The following is an 18,402-nucleotide window of genomic DNA, read 5'->3' on the forward strand; positions in this document are numbered from 1 at the left end:
TTCTCTGGTAGCGCCGAGCCATGCTCGGCGAGCGCGCAGCGCGGCGCCTTTGTTTCTCCGCCGAGCGTGGCTCGGCGCTACCGGACCGGCGTCGGACGCGTTTCCGGCAGCCGCCACAGTACCGGCAGGACCAGTACCGCGACGATGGCGATCATCGCGCCCGGCGCTGCATTCCAGCCACTGCGCTCCACCCACCACTGTGCCAGCCACGGCGTGGCGCCGCCGAATACCGCGGTGGCCATGGTCACCCCCAGGGCCAGCCCGCTCAGGCGGCCCTCGCCCGGAAACTGTTCTGCGGTGGCCGATGCGGCCACCGCACTGATCCCACCCGCCACGCAGGCCAGAGTTACCGCTGCAGCGATGACGCCTGCGGTGGACGCATCCGCCATCCAGCCGAACATCGACAACGGCAGCAGCGCAGACAGCACCGTCAGCACCAGCAACATCGGGCGCCGCCCAAAGCGGTCGGACAGCGCACCGCACAAGGGCGTCGCGGCGATCACCGCCACTGCCGCGATGGTTGAAAGCCACAGGGCTTCACCCTCGCCGCGGCCGTTGGCGTGCAGGAACGCGGGCACGTAGGTGATGCCTACGTAGTAGGTGATCGATCCCAGTGCCGATATGGCGAAAGTACGCGCGACCGCGCCCGGATGCGAACGCAGTATCTGCCGCAGCGGTGCGCTGGGCACGCTGCCTTCGCGTTGCTGGCGTTCGAACTCCGGCGATTCGTGCATGCCCGAGCGGGCCAGCAGGATCACCACCGCCAGCGCCGCACCGACGAAGAACGGAATACGCCAGCCCCACGTATCCAGCGCAGGTTGTGGCAGCAAGGCGACCGTGAGCGCGGACAGCGCTACCGCCAGCAAGGCACCGACTTCACTGGCCGCCGATGCCAGCGACGTGATCAGACCCCGCCGTCCGCTGGGCGCGCTTTCCAGCAGGTAGGCCACCACCCCGGTGTACTCACCGCCAACTGAAAACGCCATCACACAGCGCAGCACCAGCAGCAGCACGCCTGCACTGGCGCCGATCTGGGCATGGGTCGGCAGCAATGCGGTGGCAAGCATCGCGGCGGCCATCAGGGCCATCGACGCCAGCAGCATCCAGCGACGACCGAGACGGTCACCCAGATGGCCGAAGCACAGCGCCCCCAGCGGGCGCATCAGGTAGGACACGGCGAACCCTGCCAGCGTGGCCAGCAGCGCGGTTTCGCCGCCGCCGAAGAACACCCGGGACAGCACGGTGGCGAAGTACAGGTACAGGGTGAAGTCGTACCATTCCACCACGGTGGACAGCGCGGCCACCCACATCGAACGGCGGTGCATGACGGCGTTCATAGGTCACCGGGCACATGCTGCATCGACATTCCTCCTAAAAGAATGCGCGCACCGTAACGCAGGGCGGGTGAAGAGCGAAACACTATTCCGCTCGTCGCGTCGGCGCGTCTGTCGCCCCACGCCTGTCGATGCCCGATCTGGAGCCGGCCACGCCACCAATGGCGGCGAGGCAGGTCATTTCTCCGTCCCCTGTGGGGGCTTCCATGCGGCAGCAGCTGCCTTCTTCGAGCACACAATTGAGTAGGCCTTCGCCGCCTTCGTCTTGCCCATTTCGACGCCAATGGAGCTCGCGCTGTTTCACTCAGCAGGTCACGTTTCGCCGTGCGGCCACCTCCCTAGACTGCCGACACCGAGCCACCTGACGGCTCGTCTTGAAGAGAATCGGCATGGCGCCTTCTTGTCCCGATAACCGCAGCACGTGGCCGCCGGCATCGATCCTCGTGCACCCGCACATTGCAATACGCGTACTCAGCTGCGGCCCCGCCGTTGCCCCGCTGCATACTCTGGTGCACGCCGCATTTGCCGATTGGGCGACGCGCCAACCCGACGCGGTGGCAGCCATCCATGGCGATGAATCGATCACCTACGCAGCGCTGGAACGTGCAGCCGATGCGCTCGCTCATCGTCTGCAACGTTCAGGCATAGGCAGCGGCGATACGGTTGGCCTGTTCGTCACACGGTCCATCCCGATGCTGGTGGCCATCATCGCATCACTCAAGATTGGCGCTGCCTACGTTCCGCAGGATATCCGCATCGCCCCACCGGCGCTGCTGTCGCAGCTGCTTGAGGCGGCCGGATGCCGCGCCCTGCTGTGCCTCGCAGCGGATCGCGCTGCAGCGTCGCGTCTGCAGGCACGGGAAGTGCTGGTCATCGAGGAAAGCATCGGCGACACCGTTCCCTCCGACTGGAGACCGCCACCGGTTTCAAGCGATGGCACGGCGTTCATCCTTTACACATCGGGCACGACCGGAATGCCCAACGGTGTTCCGGTCACGCATCGCAACCTCTGCAACGTGCTGCTCACCCCGCCGGGGAACCTCGGCATCCGGCCCGGCATGCAGGTTAGTCAGCTGCTCAACATTGCCTTCGACCTGTCGGCATGGGAAATACTGGGAACGCTCTGCCAAGGCGCAACGCTGATCATTCGCGGAGAAAACATGCAGGCCGCTGCTGCCGAAGCGGACGTCATCATCGCCACTCCGTCGATTCTGTCGCGCCTTCAACGTGACCAGTGCAGGAGGGTACAGACCGTGGCCGTTGCCGGCGAGCCGTGCCCCGAGGCGCTTGCCCTTCACTGGTCCGAGCGTTGTGCGTTCCATAACGGCTGCGGACCGACCGAGACCACCATCGTCAATACACTGCACCGCCACGAGGCCGGGGGCCGGCCGCTCAGCATCGGCGCACCGACGCCGAACAACGCGGTCTACGTGCTGGACCCGCACCAACAGCCGTGCGCCGTGGGCCAGGTCGGTGAGATGTGGGCAGGCGGCGTGGGCGTCACCGCCGGTTACCTCAGCAACCCGGCGCTGACCGCCGAGCGATTCCAAGACGACCCGTTCCTTGGCGACGGCTGGCAGATGTTCCGCACCCGGGATCTGGGTCGGTGGAACGCGCATGGGGAGCTGGAACACCTCGGACGCACCGATGACCAGGTGAAGGTGCGTGGGTTCAGGGTGGAGCTGGATGCCGTGTCGCGCATCGTCGAAGGCGCCGCCGGTGTGCGTCAGGCGGTCACATTGCAGCTCGACACCCGGACGCTGGCCTGTGTAGTGACACCGGCCAATGCGGACGTCGATCACGCGCGGGATCACGCCCGGCGGCAGCTCCCCTACTACGCCGTACCCGAACACATGCTCGCCCTGGACGCGCTACCACTCACCAGCCGCGGAAAGGTAGACAAACGCAGGCTGATGCACCTGCTCGGCAGCCACACAGCAGGCAAGCCGCCCACTGGGGCTGCAACATCGTCGCGCACGCGGGGTTCCATCAGCCACTACATGCTGCTTTTCATGACGGTGATTGCTGCCAATGCCAGTGTGGCCGCTTACCTGATGCAGCCTGCAGGCTGGGCATCGCTGACCGATGCGCCCGAGACCGTGGCCGGGCTGGCACTGGGCAACCTCAGCATGGCCATCCTCATACGCCAGAGCCTGGTGATAAACGCCCTGTTCCGGCTGGCCTGCTGTGCGCCGGTGGCTTGGCGCCTGGGCATCCGCCGCCACTTGGCCAAGGTGTACCACTTCGGCGGGCTGCACTCGGGCGGCGCATCCGCTGGTGTGGCATGGATGTTGGTGTTTGCCGGCATTGGGTTTTCGCGGGGCGGTGGCGGCCCGGTGCGCGGTGCCGCACTGTCCTGGACGGTGTTCATTCTGCTGGCTGTGCTGCTGGCCATGCTGGCGACCGCCCTGCCTGTCGTCCGCCGACGGCATCACGATGTGTTCGAGAAGGTGCACCGCTATGCGGGCTGGACCACGCTGTTACTCTCCTGGGCGCTGGCGCTGCAGATGCGTGCAGCCCCCATGTTCGTGCTGCTGGGGCTGGTGACGGTCAGCGTCGCGCTGCCGTGGTTGCGCCTGCGCCGGGTGCCGGTTCAAGTGGAAGTGTGCTCCGCACATGCAGCCATCCTTACGGTCTCGATGCGCCCACCGCCCTTCACTGGATCAGCCAATGCCATCAGCCGCTCGCCCCTTGGGCAGTGGCATTCCTTCGCCAACATTCCAGCGCCCGGGCAGCACCGGTCCCGCATGATCATTTCGCGCGCCGGCGACTGGACGGGAAGGTTCATCGATGACCCGCCGCGCCATCTCTGGATGCGCGGCTTCACTACAGCGGGCGTGGCGTATATCGAAGTGCTGTTCCACTCGGTGCTGTACGTGGCGACAGGCAGTGGGATCGGGCCCGTGCTGCCGCATCTTCTCGCCCGGAAAGTGCGCATGCGGCTGATCTGGTCCGTGCGCTCCCCCCGCGTTACCTACGGCGATGCACTGGTGGACGAGATCCTGGCAGCTCAACCGGACGCGTTGATCTGGGACACCCACACTGCGGGCAAACCGGAACTGCTGCAGCTGGCGTGGCAGACCGCACAGCACATGAACGCGGAAGCAGTCATCTGCATCGCCAACCGTGCGTTGACCGATGCGGTGGTCGACGGCTGCGAAGCCCGCGGACTGCCCGCGTACGGGGCCATATGGGATTCATGAATATCTGCAGCAGCCCAAGGGCGATGTCCTTTTTCCCTGGCCAAAGGGCGCTGCTCCGGTAACGCACATCGTTGGCTACGGTGTGGCGGTGGACGCCCGCAAGGTGATCAACGTGATCTCCGACGGCACCCCGATGCGGGCCGCGAACCCCGGCCACAGACCGGCGCCGTTGCTGACATACAGCGTCATGTCACCCACTGCATAACGACCGGACACGAAGCCACCGTTGGCACGCTTCACCAGCTGATCCATGCCGATGATATGGCCGCCGTGGGTATGCCCGGACAGCTGCAGCTTCACCCCGCGGGCGGCATTCGCTACCGCTTCACGCGGGCGGTGGTCCAGCAGGATCACCGGGGCCTGCGGGTTGCTGCCTGCCAGCGCGGCGTCGAGGTCCGGCAGTGGCAGGCCATAGCGCGCGGCCACCGGATCGGTGACTCCAGCGATGGTCAGCACCGCACCGTCGCGGCGGACCTCGGTATGGGTATTTTCAAGCACCTGCATGCCCAAGCCGCGGAATGCCTTCATCCAGTCGGCGTACTGCGCGTAGTACTCGTGGTTGCCGGTAATCGCGATGACGCCATCCGGCGCGCGCAGGTCGCCGAGCGGTGCGAAGTCATCGGCACGTGCTGCGACCGTGCCATCGATCAGATCGCCGGTGATGACGATCAGGTCCGGGTGCTGCGCGTTGCTTTCGGTTACGACCTTGCGCACCCAGTCACCGGTAAGCAGGCGGCTGGCATGGATGTCGGTCAGTTGCAGCACACGATAGCCGTCAAACGCAGCGGGCAGTCCGGCGATCTCGACGTCGATGCTGCGCGGCTTGGGTACCGCCATGCCTTGGCTTACGCCGAAAATGCCCAGCGCCAGCGCTGTCAAGCCCGCGACAGGACGCAGCCAAGGCGCACGCAATGCGGCGATTGACCTCGCTGACTTCAGCAGACGTGCGATCAGCAACGCCGCATCGATCAGCAGCAGGAACAGGGCGCCGAGGAGCAACGACGTGAATCCGGTCGCCAACACGGCGATGACCATCTTCGGCAGCTCAGGCGACGCCATGGTGCCGGCGAACTGGGCCACGATGCGATGGTGCAGCGCCATCGCGAAGACCAGCAGAGACAGCAGCACGCGCACGGCCAGCGGAAGGCGCAACGGCCAGACCAGGCGGAGCACGATGTACAGCGCGAGAACGGAAGCAATGACACTCAGCACAGGAAAAATCCAGGGGGAGCAGAAAGGGCGTAACCCACCATCGTGACCGATTTCACCTGGCCGCGGTAGCGTCCAGCCCCCCAGCGACGCGCACGCGGTCGCAACGCAGCATCACGCATGCTGGACTCCCCCTCTTCCCTGGAGCTCTCCGATGAGCACTGTCTTCGTCATTGGGGCGGCCGGCAAGGTCGGCCGCCACCTGGTCAGCCAGCTGACCGCCCGTGGGCACCGGGTCCGTGGGCTGCATCGCCGGCCCGAGCAGGCCGCCGCGCTGCAACAGGACGGTGCGACGCCCGTGGCGGGTGATCTGCAGGCGCTGGATGGCACATCGCTGGCCGCGCTCCTGACAGGCAGCGATGTGCTTGTATTTACGGCCGGCGCCGGCGGCAAGGGCGGCGTGGACACCACGCGTGCCATCGATGGTCGCGGACTCGAAACCGCCGTGGATGCCGCGCGACGGGCTGGCGTGCAGCGCGTCCTGCTGGTGTCCGCATTCCCCGAAGCCGGGCGTGGCACGGACGTGTCGGACACGTTCGAGGTCTACATGCAGGTCAAAAAACAGGCCGATGTACACCTGGCCGCGTCCTGCCTGGAATGGGTGATCCTGCGTCCCGGCACGCTGACCGATGCGGCCGGCACCGGTAATGTGTCTGCCGGCCCGGCGATCGGGTATGGCGATATTTCGCGTGAGGATGTGGCCGCCACGCTGGTGGCGCTGGTGGAACGCCCCGCCATCCAGCGGGTGATCATCGAGCTGACCGCGGGCAGCACGCCCGTGGCCGAAGCGCTGGATTATCTGGATCCGCGCACCTGACACACTGTTATTGCCCTCGCAGGAGAAACCTTCCATGTCGACGCCCGACGTAACCAACCGCCGGCAGCAGTTCCGGGCGTTGCACGCGTCGGGCTGTTTCGTGCTGCCGAACCCGTGGGACATCGGCAGTGCACGCTACCTGCAGCACGCAGGCTTCGCGGCACTGGCTTCAACCAGTTCCGGGCGGGCCTGGAGCCGCGGCCTCCCTGATGGCGGAGAGACGCTGGACGAGGTGCTGGCGCATCTGCGCGAGCTGGTTGCAGCCACCTCACTGCCGCTCAACGCTGATTTTGGCGATGGTTTCGGGGCAGCGTCTGCTGACGTGGAAGTGGCGGTCCGGCGCGCCATCGATACAGGGGTGGCCGGATTGTCCATAGAGGATGCCAGTGGCGATCCCGGTCAGCCGCTACGCCCGCTGGATGACGCCGTGGCACGCCTGCGTGCCGCACGGAAAGCGATCGACCGTTCCGGCGCGGTGGTGATGCTGACCGGACGCGCCGAGAACTTCTTCGTGGGGCAACCTGATATCGAGGACGCGATCCGGCGTCTGCGCGCCTATGCAGCGGCCGGCGCCGACTGCCTGTATGCGCCGGGCATCACCCAGCGCGCACACATCGAAGCCGTGGTCGCGGCCGTCGCGCCGAAGCCGGTGAACCTGCTGATCGGGGGCCCAAGCGCGTTCTCGTTGCAGGAGATTGCCGCGATGGGGGTGCGCCGCGTCAGCCTGGGCGGTGCGCTTGCGCGTGCGGCGTGGGGCGGCGTCATGCGTGCCACGCAGCTGCTGCAGGACGAAGGCAGCTTCGCCGGCCTGGAAGGCGCCGCGCCCGGCGCCACGCTGAATGCCCTGTTCGACCCCGCGAAACGGTAGCGCCGAGCCACGCTCGGCGGAAAACCCGCACCGCTCGCGCGGGTGGGGGTGCTGGTGCGGTTGGTTCGCTCGTGCGGAATGGCGCACTCGTACGGGTTGGTTTGCTTACCCGGCCGGTTCGCTCGTGCGGGTTGGTTCGCTTGTGCGGTTGGTTCGCTCGTACGGATTGGTGCGCTCGCGCGGGTTCGCTCGTGCCGGTTGATTCGCTCGTGCCGGTTGATTCGCTCGTGCGGGTTGGATCGCTCGTGCGGGTTGATTCGCTCGAACCGGTTGGTTCGCTTGTGCGGGATGGTTCGCTTGTGCGGGTGGGTGCGCTCGTGCCGGTTGGTTTGCTCGCGCGGGTTGGTTCGCGCGGGTTGGTAGAGCCGACTTCAGTCGGCTGGCTTCACCTCGGACGGCAGCCGACTGAAGTCGGCTCTACCAGGCGGCTAGCTTCACCGCGTACGGCAGCCGACTGAAGTCGGCTCTACCAGGCGGCTCTTGCGGGCGGCGACGCGCGTGGCGGGTCGCGGTCATGCGTCGGCGGGGCCCTGCAGCCGGGATTGCCAGGATTCCACTTCGTTGCGCTGCAGCCGGTTCAACAACAGCTTCTTCCACGATGCGGTCAGCGGCAGTTGGCTGGCTTCTTCCAGCAGCTCTCGCTCCAACGTGCGATCGAACAAGACGGTCACCAGTCGGCTGAGCGGCCAATCAGCGCACGGCCGTTCCACAACGGTCAGCGTGTCGCCTGGCGACACCGTACCGCCTTCCAGCACGCGGTAGTACCAGCCGGTGCGTCCGCTCGACTGCATCGTCCGTGCCATGTCCGCATACCCGAATCGATCGTTGAGTTTCCAGCATGGCTGGCGACCCTGCGACACCTGCAGCGTGGCCGTTCCGACCCGGATCACATCGGCGATATGGATGTGCGCTTCGGTCCATCCGCTGCTGGAGAAGTTCTCGCCGAAGGCACCAGCGGCGCCCAACAGTGCATGCGGGTGGTCCGCGCGCCAGAACGCGTAATGATCGAAAGGATAGTGATGGATGGCCTTGTCCGGCCCACCGTGTACGCGCAGGTCACCCTGCTCATCGCCTTCAATGCCCTCTGCGTGGATGCGCACGGGATGATCGACCAACGACTTGGCAATCGCGCTGCGGCTGCCCGGTCGCGTGTACGGCAGCGCGCGTCCGGTGTGGATGCTGCTCAGCAGGACGGGGGCAGGCATGGCGCTCATGGCGTAGGCCTCGCGCCCTCGCGCAGGTTGCGGCGCGAATCGGCGATCATTTCCAGCATGGCCTGCCGGGCGTCTTCCGGCTGCTGGTCGGCAATGGCCTGCAGCACACGTGCGTGCCGGGGCAACGAGTACTTGAAGTCCGCGTCGGCCTTCTGCGCAGACAGCAGGAGGTAACTCCCGAGTGCGGTTTCAATCACGCTGAACAACGGGCGCAGCAACGCGTTGGCGGTGGCATCCAGCACGGCATGGTGGAACCGGAGATCTGCGGCCGCCCACGCCTCCATGTCCACGGCCGCTGCCATCGACGCATAGGCCTGCTGGATACGCTCGAGCTGCGCGGGTGTGCGGCGCTGGGCGGCCAGTGCGGCAGCGGCAGGCTCGATCAGTTCGCGCATCTCTGCCAGTTGTTCGACAAACTCCAGGTCCGGCAAGGCCGCGCCGTGCCAGGCCAGCACGTCCGGGTCCAGCAGGTTCCAGTGGGTGGCATCGCGGACCCGGGTGCCGATCTTCTGCTTTGTTTCGATCAACCCCTTCGAGCCCAGCACGCGCAGCGATTCACGCAGCGCGGTGCGGCTGACCTGCAGCTGTTCTGCAAGCAGCTCCTCGCGTGGCAGCACCTCGCCGGGCTTGTATGTGCCGGCGATGATCAGCTTGCCCAGTTCGTGCACGATCTGCCCGTGCAGGCTACGGCTCGACGTCGCCATCATGTCCGGTCCTGTGCGGGAAACATCGGGATTTCCATCTAGTCAGTGTAGCGCCGGGACGTGCTCGGCGGATGCCGTTACCGTCTGCGCGAAAAGCCGCCGAGCATGGCTCGGCGCTACCAGGGCATCGTTGCGGTCTGCGCGGAAAGCCGCCGAGCGTGGCTCGGCGCTACCAGGCGCATCGTTGCGGTCTGCGCGAGAAGCCGCCGAGCATGGCGCAGCGCTGCCTTCAGCGCAGCCGGCCATCTGCCCAGACCACAACCGGGGTGGTGCCCTGCGCGCTTCCTGCATCCGCCACCAGTTCCAGCACCTGCACGCCGGTGGTGTCGACCTCGATGCGGGCCGGCGCGTCGCCACGCCCCAGCGGTGCGCTGGTGAACAGCGGCTTGCCGTCGCCGTATACATGGAACACGACCTTGCCCTTCCCCGCTGCGGAGCTGTCATCCAGGCCCACCAGCGCGCTGAAACGCGCGTACTCCCGCGCGGTACGCACTTCCAGCCGCGAGTTGGCATGGATGCCGATACCACGTGCCTGCACCTGGCCGCCGATGCGCAGCGGTTGTCCCGCCGGCGTCACGTCGACCCGCGGCGTACCAGACACCTCGGCCGGCTTGGCGCTGTAGCCGTCCAGCCCGTCCACGGCGACGTGGATGCGCCCGGTGATCTCGCCCAGGCTGATGTCGTTGCCCGTGGCCGGCGTACCGCTGACCTTGAGCAGCACCGACCCGTGCGGTGGCAAGGTGAACCCGAGCCGGCCGTCGGCCGCGGCTATCTCCTGCTGCTGCCACAGTTCACGTGCGCGCAGCGGGCTGTCCGGGTTGAGCAGCATCTGCGCCGCAGTCACGCCGGCGCGGACTTCTTTTTCGCCCCGGTTGACCAGCAGCACGGCCCGATCGCCGCGCGCTGCCAAGGGCTTCACCAACACCTGCACGGCCCCGTCCGTCGCCACGATACGGCCCTGGTTGCCGGCCGCATCCTGGTTCACCGCGATCACCTCCGGGTTGGACAGAAGGGCAATCTGCGCGGGCGTGGCATGGTTGAGGTCGAACCCCACCAGCAGCGGCGCGGCGAGGATCGTCCACATCGAAAAATGCGTCCGCGCCTCGGTCATGTGCTCGGCAGCGAACTCGCCCAATCCCACGGCGAGCATGTCCGGATCATTCCAGCGGCCGGGGCCGGCATAGAGCTCGCGGCGCGATGCCGTGTCGAAGTTGTGCAGCATGCTTTCCCAGGTCGGCTCGATATCCGGGCTGGTGCGCCACAGGTTGCCATGCCGCCCGCCCCACGTGCCCACGTTGGCTTCGCCCCACGGGCAGATGGAGAAGACAAAGTCGTTGTCCGGATTGGCCTCGGCCAGCAGGCGTCCGACGCGCGCATACATCGTTTCCACCTTGTCGGCATCGCTCTGCTGCGCATCGCGACGCACGATCAGCGGGCGGGCCTCGCGGTACAGCCCACTGGCCTGCGCCATGCTGCCTTGGCCATAGTCAGCCAGTCCGCAGGCATCGACCTTGATGTAATCGAACCCCCATTCGCCAAACATGGTGGCCAGGTCGCTCGCCTCGAACCCTTCCAAGCCGATCTCGCGCTGCGCGGTGGTCCCCACTGGCAGGTTCGGGCTGTGCGCATCGTGCGCCTGCGAACAGACGTTGCGACCCACGTCGGTGTACAGCCCCGCCTTGAACCCCATGGCATGCAGGTGGTCCGTCCACGGCTTCAGGCTGGGCGGTCCGCTTTTGCTGGCCGCCATCGGGAACATCGTGGTGCGGATCTGGATGCCGCCGTCTTCGCGCCGCTGCAACCACCAGCCGTCATCGATATTGACGTAGCGGTAGCCCGCCTTCTGCATGCCATTGCGCTTGATGGTCTCGGCGACGGACAGGATCTTGTCCTGGGTGACTTCCGTGCGGAATGCATTCCATGGGTTCCAGCCCATCGGCGGCGTGGCCGCGGCACCGTGGCCATATACGCTGAAGCGGCCGGTCGGTTGCAGTTCCTCGCGCGCCTCGGCCGCCGCGCAGAACAGGGGGACAAAGGCCAATGCAGCGGCCAGCAGGGTCTTCGTGATCATGGCTCTCTCCTCACCAGAACAGGGCGTACAGGGCCACCAGGATCGCAACGACCGCGATGGCACCCACGTTGAAGGACGAACTCGTGGCGTAGACCACATCATCGGTGCGGACCACGTCCTTGGCCGGTGCGGCAGGCGTGGCCAGCGAAACGCCCACCGCGAGCGCAAACGCCAGCAGGAACACCAGGCCGACCCGGTCGATGAAAGGCAGTGCAGGCCAGGCCAGCTTCAGCACCACCGACAGGACGAACGAGCCGATGGCAGCGGCAAGTGCGCCGGCCTCGTTGGCGCGCTTCCAGAACAGGCCCAACAGGAAGATCACCACGATGCCCGGGGTGAAGAAGCCGGTGTATTCCTGGATGTACTGGAACGCCTGGTCGAAGCTGCCGAGCAGCGGCTTGGCCGCCAGGATGCCCAACACCACGGTGACCGCCGCGGCGATGCGTCCCACCCGCACCAACTGCGTCTCGTCGTACTGGCGCTTGCCCTTGGCGTAGAAATCCAAGGTAAAGATGGTGGCCACCGAATTGATCTTCGACGCCAGCGACGCCACGATCGCGGCGACCAGCGCGGCAAAGACCAGCCCGAGGATGCCGGTCGGCAGCAGGCGCATCATGGTCGGGTAGGCCTGGTCGGGCGTCTCCAGCCCTGGCGCCAGCATCACCGCGGCGATGCCCGGCACCACCACGATCAGCGGCATCAGCAGCTTCAGGAACGCAGCAAACAGCACGCCCTTCTGCGCTTCGCCGATGTTCTTGGCTGCCAGCGCGCGCTGGATGATGTACTGGTTGAACCCCCAGTAGCTGAGATTCATGATCCACAACCCGCCGATCAGCACGCTGATGCCCGGCAGGTCTTTGTAGAACGGGTTGTCCTTGCTCAGGATCATTTCGAAATGACCCGGATGCGCCTGCCACAGGCGGGTGATGCCCGCGACGATGCCCGCCCCTTCGCCCAGCTGGTTGAGTGTCAGCCCGGTCACCAGCAGACCGCCCAGCACCAGCAGCGACACCTGCACGATGTCGGTCAGGGCGACCGCCTTCAGGCCGCCGTACAGTTGGTACAGCAAGGCGAACACGCCGATCAGCACCACCGCCAGCATCTGGTCCATGCCAGTGACCTGGCTGACCGCGATCGCGCCCAGCCACAGGATGGAGGTGACGTTGACGAACACGTACAGGCCCAGCCAGAACACCGCCATCAGCGTACGGATGCGGCTGCCGTAACGTTGTTCGAGGAACTGCGGCATGGTGTAGATGCCGTTGCGCAGGAACACCGGCAGGAACCATTTGCCCACGATCAGCAGGGTCAGCGCAGCCATCCATTCGTACGAGGCGATGGCCAGGCCGATGGCATAGCCGGAGCCGGACATGCCGATGATCTGTTCGGCGGAAATGTTGGCCGCAATCAAGGAGGCACCGACCGCCCACCACGGCAGCGAGCGACTGGCCAGGAAGTAATCCTTGGCGTCCTTCACGTGGCCTGCTTTCTCACGGGATACCCACTGCGCCAGCACGAAAACACCGGCGAGGTAGACCAGTACGATGGTGGTATCAAGCACCGAAAGTTGCATGTCCTGCTTCCTTGTTGCGGGTGCCGGCGGATCACCGGGCGGTGGGAGATGAAACGAGGCGAAGGTACGCCAGCGCTATACCGGCAGGCCACGTGCATGCGCGAGCAGGTGCATGCCCCGCGCTGCGCTTTCTTCACCGTGGAGTGCCGCCTGCATGCCACGCAGCTTCAGCGCCGTCAGATAGCGCGCAGCCAGGTCGTCGGAAGCGATCACCTGCACCGTGCCGTCCGAAGCGGACAGCGACTGCACTTCATGCCCGATCAGCAGGCCGGACAGATAACTGGTCAACTGCTCGGGTGCGAGCTGATCGAACAGTGCGCGCGTTCGCACACTGAACAGGTGATGCAGCAGCGCATCGCCACGCGACGCCATGGACATCCCGTCGGCGAATGCAGCGTCATCGTGCGGCGCATCGACCATCATCCGGCCCAGCAGACTGTGTTGGCGCAGCACGGCAAACACCTCGCCGGTCATGAAGGTACTGAAGCCTTCGATATGGCCGTCCACTATCCGCACGTGCTTGCTGTGCGTACCGGGCAGAAGAACCTGATGCGAGCCCGCGCCAAGCGTCGGCAGCAGGCCGCACAGCTGGGTCTCTTCGCCACGCATCACATCAGGCACCTGATGCGCATCGAAACAGCTCACACCCGGCACCAGCCACAGCGCGCGACCCGGCATGGCGTCGCCGTCAAGTAGCCGCATGCCGGCAGCGATGTCCTGCAGACCCACGGGGGCCTGCACGTAGGGCACTTCCTGCCAGCCCTGCCGGCTGCCGACCATGCCGGCGAGCACCACCAGGGCGTCGTCCCAGCCGTCGATCAGCTGCCCCAGCACGTCAGCGAAGCGGCCACCCACGTGCAGCAGGCCCTGATCGGTCCGGCGCGTTTCACGCACGCGGCCATCGCTCTCCACGCGAAAGGCACGCAGGCTGCTGCTGCCCCAGTCAACGGCGATCATGCGTCCGCGAACCGGCTATCGGGCAGACCGCGCACGCCCTGCAGGCGGCTGGCGAATACGCCGCCACTGCCGGGTTCCGCTTCCAGTTGCGCAGCGTCCAATCCATCGCGTGCCGAGGTGATGAACAAGGTGTCCAGCGCATCACCGGCGAACGCCACGCAGGTCGGCTGCCTGGCGGGCACGTCTACCGTGTGCGCTACGGCGCCGGCAGCGGAGTAACACACCACCTGCCCTGCCCCCCACTGCGCACCCCATACCCGGCCCTGCGCGTCAACCGCCGCACCGTCCGGCTCGGCACCGTCGACCACGGCAAAGAGCTGTGGTGCACCGACGGTGGCGGTATCGGCGTCGTAGCGCACCTGCATGATCCGTCCCTGCAGCGAATCGCAGTAGTACATGCCGTTGCCATCGGGTGTGAAGCCGATGCCGTTGGCGATCGTCACCGGATCCAGCGCCAGCTGACGCAGGCCATGCCGCCGCGAGTACTGATGGAAGTACGCCGTACGTGCCTGCTCCGCGCCCTCGTTGATGCACCCGAACACGAAGTTGCCACTGCGGTCCAGGCGCCCATCGTTGATGCGCATGTCCGCTGCGGGCATCGGCACGTCGCAGATCCGCTCGCACGTCAGTTCGCTGCCGGCGGCGCACTCGCGCGGGTCAGCCAGGTACAGCGCGTCTTCCATGCCCAGCAACAGGCGTCCGGACGCACACAGCGCCAGGCAACCCACCCGCCCAGGCGTGGACCACCATGTACCGGCAGCCGCATCCGGCCCTTGCCGCCAGATCCGGCGTCCTTTGATATCGGTCCACCACAGCACCCGCTCGCGCGCGCACCAGACAATGCTCTCTCCCAAGGTGCAGCCGCTGTCGAACGCCAGCACGGCATCCGGGGCCCGCATCGACATGCTTACCATTCGGCAACACTCCCGTCTTCGTGGCGCCACAGCGGGTTGCGCCAGTCACCCGCCGTCCGCGCGCGTTCGATCACCACGTCTTCGTCGATGTCCACGCCCAGTCCCGGCTGGGTAAAGGGCAGGATGGAGCCTTCGTGCATGGTGAAGGCGTCCTTGTTCTTTACATAGTCCAGCAGCTCGCCGTCGGCGTTGTAATGGATGCCGATGCTCTGCTCCTGCAGCACGGCGTTCCAGCTGGCGAAGTCCACGTGCAGGCACGCGGCCAGCGCAACCGGACCCAAGGGGCAGTGCGGCGCCAGCGCGACATCATGGGCCTCGGCCATGGCGGCGATCTTCATGCACTCGGTGATGCCGCCCGCATGCGACAGATCCGGCTGCACTATGGACAGGCCACCGGCAGCGAAGACGCTCTTGAACTCGGTGCGCGAGAACATGCGCTCACCGGCGGCCAACGGGATGGCCGTCTGCTCGGCAAGGCGCGGGTAGTACTCCGCCTGCTCCGCCAGTACCGGCTCTTCGATGAACAACGGCCGGTACGGTTCGAGCTCACGGATCAGCGTCTTCGCCATCGGCCAGCCGACGCGGCCATGGAAATCCAGGCCGAACTCGATCGTCTGACCGAATGCTTCGCGGATCTCGGCGACTTTGGCCACGGCGGCATCGATGGTGCGGCTGGGTGCCAGCAGTGGCATCTCCTCGCAGGCATTGAGCTTGAAGGTGTCGTAACCCAGTGCAACGCGTGCGCGGATCTGCGCGATGATGTCGGCCGGGCGATCACCGCCCACCCAGCAATAGGTCTTCATGCGGTCGCGTACCAGACCGCCAAGCAGCTGGTACACCGGCACGCCAAGCGTCTTGCCCTTGATGTCCCACAGGGCCTGGTCGATGCCGGCCAATGCACTCATGAACACCGCGCCGCCCCGGTAGAAGCCGCCGCGATACAGCACCTGCCAGTGGTCGTTGATGCGCGCCGGGTCCTTGCCGATCAAGTGCTCGCCGAGCTCCTGCACCGCGGCCTCCACCGTGCGCGCGCGGCCCTCGATGACCGGCTCGCCCCAGCCGACCACGCCTTCGTCGGTCTCGATCTTCAGGAACATCCAGCGCGGCGCGACGCGATACGTCGTCAGGCGGGTGATCTTCATGGCGTGGCACTCCGCAGGGCGGCGACGAAGGCGCCTGCATGGCGCGCCGTGGTGGCGGTATCCTGACCGGGGCGATACAGCTCGCCGCCCAGCCCTGCCCCCGCACATCCGGCCTGCAGGAAGGCCGCGAGATTGTCCGGGCCGATGCCCCCGACGGCATAGAGCGGCACGTCAGGTGGCAGCACCGCCTTCAGCGCACGCACATAGCCGGGGCCGAAATGCGCTGCGGGAAACAGCTTCAATCGCTGCGCCCCCGCGTTGATCGCAGCGAACGCCTCGCTGGCGGTGGCGAAACCGGCGGCCACGTCCAGCCCGTGCGCACGGGCATGCGCGATCACCACGGGGTCCGTATTCGGGGTGACCATCAACCGTGCACCCGTGGCGGCCAATCGATCCACGTCTACGGTCGTCAGCACGGTACCCGCGCCCACCTCGGCGTCGCCGCGCGCCTCTTCCAGTGCCAGCTGCACACTGCTCAGCCAATCCGGCGAATTGGTGGGGATTTCGATCTGCGCGATGCCTGTATCGATCAACGCGCGCACATGCATGCGGATCTCCGCAGGCGTGATGCCGCGCAGGATCGCAATAAGCGGAAGAGAAGGAAGGCTCATGGGGGGGGGCTCAGTAGTAGAGTTGGCTGCGTCCGCCATCGATCAGGATGTCGGCCGCGTTGATGAAACGGGCTTCGTCGCTGGCCAGGAACAACGCGGTCTGCGCGACTTCGGACGGTTCACCGATGCGCTTGGGCGGCAGCAGCGCCTCCTGTTCCTGCCGCGCCTGCGCCGGGTCCGGCTGCGCGTCGAACCAGCGCTCGATGCGATCCACCAGGATCAGGCCAGGCGAAATGGAATTGAAGCGGATGCCCTTGGCCGCGTATTCCAGGCCGAGTGCCTTGGTCATGCCGATCAACGCATGCTTGGCCACGTTGTACGGGAAGGCCCCCTGGATGATGCGATGGCCATGCACCGACGCGATGTTGACGACCGATCCCGCGCCCTGCTGCAGCATGTGCGGCACTACCGCGCGGGCGAAGTTCCAATGCCCACCCAGGTTCACGTCCAGGTTGCGCTGCCAGGTCTGCGCGGACAATTCCAGCGGCGGTGAGAAGACATCCATGCCGGCATTGCTGACCAGCACGTCGATACGACCCAAGGCCTGCGCCACGTGCTCGACGAACGCACTGACCGCGTCGGCGTCGGTGACATCACCTTGCTGGAACAGCGCGAACGCGGGGTCGCCCTGCGGCGGCGCGCCCAGGTCATAGCCGGCCACCAGCGCGCCGTGCGCATGGAACAGCGTGGCGATGGCGTGGCCGATCCCATTGGCGGCACCGGTGACGATGGCCACCTTGCCGTGCAGCCGCCCCGTTGGTTCACGTGGTGCGTTCATTGCGTGTCCTTGCTGAAGCGGTAGACGATGCGATTACGGTAGACCTCACCGGGGCGCAGCACGATGGAAGGAAACTCCGGATGGTTCATCGCATCGGGGAAGCCCTGTGGCTCCAGGCAGATCGCACCGCGTGCGCGGTACGGACGGCCGGAGCGTCCCTGCAGACTGCCATCAAGGAAGTTGCCGGTGTACACCTGCAGGCCGGGTTGATCGCTCCAGACGTGCAGCACGCGGCCAGAAGACGGTTCATGCAGACGCGCGGCCAAGCGCAGGGCGCCCGGCACCTGCGTGTCCAGGATCCAGTAATGATCGAAGCCCGCGGCCCGCTGCAGCTGCGCGTCGTCGCGGTCGGACAGCCCGTCACCGAGCGCACGTTCGTCGCGGAAATCGAACGCGCTGCCCGTGACGTCCAGGCATCTGCCGGTAGGGGTCAGATCCGGCCGCAGCTCCAGGAACGACGACGCCGGCAGCGTGAGCCGATGAGCGTCCACGGTGCCCGCCCCTTCGCCTGCGAGGTTCCAGAACGGGTGATGGGTGAGGCTGACCGCCGTCGCACGGTCGCAGGTCGCGGTGTGCTCCACGTGCAATGCGTCAGTGTCATCCAACGTGTATTCGACGGTGATCCGCAGTTCACCGGGAAAGCCCTGGTCACCATCGGGGCTGATCAGCTGAAGGCGGGCACGGTCGGTCTGCACGTCCAGCCATTGCCACGGCCGCGTATCGAAGCCTGCCGGACCGCCGTGAAGGCACGTGCGGCCATCCACCGATGCCAGCGTGTGCTGCTGGCCGTCCAGATCGAAGCAAGCGCCGCTGATGCGCCCCGCCACCCGGCCTATGCTGCTGCCCAGGAATGACCTGCTCTCGCGGCGGGCGGTCGCATCCAGATGTCCCAGCACCACGTCTGCCAGATGGCCACCGCGGTCGGGCACGCGCATCGCCGCGAGCGCTGCGCCGTGCTGCGCAATCTCTGCCTGCAGGCCATGTACGTTGCTCAACACCACCATGGA

At 66.4% G+C, this 18,402-nt stretch carries 15 protein-coding genes; 3 read left to right on the forward strand and 12 right to left on the reverse strand.

The window, feature by feature from the left end; translation table 11 throughout:
* Window positions 1–77: 77 nt before the first annotated feature.
* A complete protein-coding gene (locus IFT65_RS10765; RefSeq protein ID WP_197974087.1) occupies window positions 78–1,325 on the reverse strand; it encodes an MFS transporter in 1,248 nt (415 codons plus the stop codon).
* Window positions 1,326–1,843: 518 nt separating this feature from the next.
* Between IFT65_RS10765 and IFT65_RS18480 the strand changes: the two genes are divergently transcribed.
* On the forward strand, window positions 1,844–4,537 hold the full coding sequence (locus IFT65_RS18480; RefSeq protein ID WP_197974088.1) for an amino acid adenylation domain-containing protein: 2,694 nt from the start codon (window positions 1,844–1,846) through the stop codon (window positions 4,535–4,537).
* A 75-nt stretch (window positions 4,538–4,612) separates the two neighbouring features.
* On the opposite strand, the gene IFT65_RS10775 is transcribed toward IFT65_RS18480, so the two are convergent.
* Window positions 4,613–5,758 carry a metallophosphoesterase gene (locus tag IFT65_RS10775; protein WP_192081587.1) on the reverse strand — a complete coding sequence of 382 codons (1,146 nt, stop codon included), beginning with the start codon at window positions 5,756–5,758 and terminating at the stop codon, window positions 4,613–4,615.
* A 142-nt stretch (window positions 5,759–5,900) separates the two neighbouring features.
* On the opposite strand from IFT65_RS10775, the gene IFT65_RS10780 reads away from it, so the two are divergent.
* A complete protein-coding gene (locus IFT65_RS10780; RefSeq protein ID WP_192081426.1) occupies window positions 5,901–6,563 on the forward strand; it encodes an SDR family oxidoreductase in 663 nt (220 codons plus the stop codon).
* A 34-nt stretch (window positions 6,564–6,597) separates the two neighbouring features.
* Window positions 6,598–7,431, forward strand: a complete 834-nt coding sequence (locus IFT65_RS10785; RefSeq protein WP_192081427.1) for an isocitrate lyase/phosphoenolpyruvate mutase family protein — start codon at window positions 6,598–6,600, stop codon at window positions 7,429–7,431.
* A 512-nt stretch (window positions 7,432–7,943) separates the two neighbouring features.
* Here IFT65_RS10785 and IFT65_RS10790 read toward each other — a convergent pair.
* From IFT65_RS10790 to IFT65_RS10835, 10 genes are all read right to left on the reverse strand, one after another.
* Window positions 7,944–8,636, reverse strand: coding sequence for an MOSC domain-containing protein (locus tag IFT65_RS10790; RefSeq protein ID WP_192081428.1), 693 nt, complete (start codon window positions 8,634–8,636; stop codon window positions 7,944–7,946).
* Between the two features lie 5 nt (window positions 8,637–8,641).
* Window positions 8,642–9,352 (reverse strand): FadR/GntR family transcriptional regulator, encoded by a 711-nt coding sequence (locus IFT65_RS10795; protein ID WP_192081429.1) that lies wholly within the window; start codon window positions 9,350–9,352, stop codon window positions 8,642–8,644.
* Between the two features lie 226 nt (window positions 9,353–9,578).
* Complete coding sequence (locus IFT65_RS10800; RefSeq protein WP_192081430.1) at window positions 9,579–11,420, reverse strand: NPCBM/NEW2 domain-containing protein; 1,842 nt, start codon at window positions 11,418–11,420, stop codon at window positions 9,579–9,581.
* Window positions 11,421–11,430: 10 nt separating this feature from the next.
* Complete coding sequence (locus IFT65_RS10805) at window positions 11,431–12,993, reverse strand: sodium/sugar symporter (RefSeq protein ID WP_192081431.1); 1,563 nt, start codon at window positions 12,991–12,993, stop codon at window positions 11,431–11,433.
* A 75-nt stretch (window positions 12,994–13,068) separates the two neighbouring features.
* On the reverse strand, window positions 13,069–13,950 hold the full coding sequence (locus IFT65_RS10810; protein ID WP_192081432.1) for a 2-dehydro-3-deoxygalactonokinase: 882 nt from the start codon (window positions 13,948–13,950) through the stop codon (window positions 13,069–13,071).
* Complete coding sequence (locus tag IFT65_RS10815) at window positions 13,947–14,855, reverse strand: SMP-30/gluconolactonase/LRE family protein (protein WP_192081433.1); 909 nt, start codon at window positions 14,853–14,855, stop codon at window positions 13,947–13,949. The genes IFT65_RS10810 and IFT65_RS10815 overlap by 4 nt, the downstream gene beginning before the upstream one ends.
* 2 nt (window positions 14,856–14,857) lie before the next feature.
* On the reverse strand, window positions 14,858–16,006 hold the full coding sequence (gene dgoD, locus IFT65_RS10820) for a galactonate dehydratase (protein WP_188326465.1): 1,149 nt from the start codon (window positions 16,004–16,006) through the stop codon (window positions 14,858–14,860).
* A complete protein-coding gene (locus tag IFT65_RS10825; protein WP_192081434.1) occupies window positions 16,003–16,617 on the reverse strand; it encodes a 2-dehydro-3-deoxy-6-phosphogalactonate aldolase in 615 nt (204 codons plus the stop codon). Before IFT65_RS10825 ends, dgoD begins: the two co-directional genes overlap by 4 nt.
* A gap of 10 nt (window positions 16,618–16,627) precedes the next feature.
* The gene (locus IFT65_RS10830; protein ID WP_192081435.1) at window positions 16,628–17,395 is read right to left on the reverse strand and encodes an SDR family oxidoreductase; all 768 of its coding nucleotides are present in this window, start codon (window positions 17,393–17,395) and stop codon (window positions 16,628–16,630) included.
* Window positions 17,392–18,399, reverse strand: coding sequence for an aldose epimerase family protein (locus tag IFT65_RS10835; RefSeq protein WP_192081436.1), 1,008 nt, complete (start codon window positions 18,397–18,399; stop codon window positions 17,392–17,394). Before IFT65_RS10835 ends, IFT65_RS10830 begins: the two co-directional genes overlap by 4 nt.
* Window positions 18,400–18,402 lie beyond the last annotated feature (3 nt).

Source organism: Stenotrophomonas sp. CFBP 13725, from assembly GCF_014841935.1.
In the GTDB taxonomy this organism is placed as follows: Bacteria; Pseudomonadota; Gammaproteobacteria; order Xanthomonadales; family Xanthomonadaceae; genus Stenotrophomonas.

What these genes read in the sequence shown, in the direction of transcription:
- IFT65_RS10765 (WP_197974087.1), bottom strand. Translation starts at nt 1,325, where the DNA reads ATGCACCGCCGTTCGATGTGGGTGGCCGCGCTGTCCACCGTGGTGGAA.
- IFT65_RS10780 (WP_192081426.1), top strand. Translation starts at nt 5,901, where the DNA reads ATGAGCACTGTCTTCGTCATTGGGGCGGCCGGCAAGGTCGGCCGCCAC.
- IFT65_RS10785 (WP_192081427.1), top strand. Translation starts at nt 6,598, where the DNA reads ATGTCGACGCCCGACGTAACCAACCGCCGGCAGCAGTTCCGGGCGTTG.
- IFT65_RS10790 (WP_192081428.1), bottom strand. Translation starts at nt 8,636, where the DNA reads ATGCCTGCCCCCGTCCTGCTGAGCAGCATCCACACCGGACGCGCGCTG.
- IFT65_RS10795 (WP_192081429.1), bottom strand. Translation starts at nt 9,352, where the DNA reads ATGATGGCGACGTCGAGCCGTAGCCTGCACGGGCAGATCGTGCACGAA.
- IFT65_RS10800 (WP_192081430.1), bottom strand. Translation starts at nt 11,420, where the DNA reads ATGATCACGAAGACCCTGCTGGCCGCTGCATTGGCCTTTGTCCCCCTG.
- IFT65_RS10805 (WP_192081431.1), bottom strand. Translation starts at nt 12,993, where the DNA reads ATGCAACTTTCGGTGCTTGATACCACCATCGTACTGGTCTACCTCGCC.
- IFT65_RS10810 (WP_192081432.1), bottom strand. Translation starts at nt 13,950, where the DNA reads ATGATCGCCGTTGACTGGGGCAGCAGCAGCCTGCGTGCCTTTCGCGTG.
- IFT65_RS10815 (WP_192081433.1), bottom strand. Translation starts at nt 14,855, where the DNA reads ATGTCGATGCGGGCCCCGGATGCCGTGCTGGCGTTCGACAGCGGCTGC.
- dgoD (WP_188326465.1), bottom strand. Translation starts at nt 16,006, where the DNA reads ATGAAGATCACCCGCCTGACGACGTATCGCGTCGCGCCGCGCTGGATG.
- IFT65_RS10825 (WP_192081434.1), bottom strand. Translation starts at nt 16,617, where the DNA reads ATGAGCCTTCCTTCTCTTCCGCTTATTGCGATCCTGCGCGGCATCACG.
- IFT65_RS10830 (WP_192081435.1), bottom strand. Translation starts at nt 17,395, where the DNA reads ATGAACGCACCACGTGAACCAACGGGGCGGCTGCACGGCAAGGTGGCC.
- IFT65_RS10835 (WP_192081436.1), bottom strand. Translation starts at nt 18,399, where the DNA reads ATGGTGGTGTTGAGCAACGTACATGGCCTGCAGGCAGAGATTGCGCAG.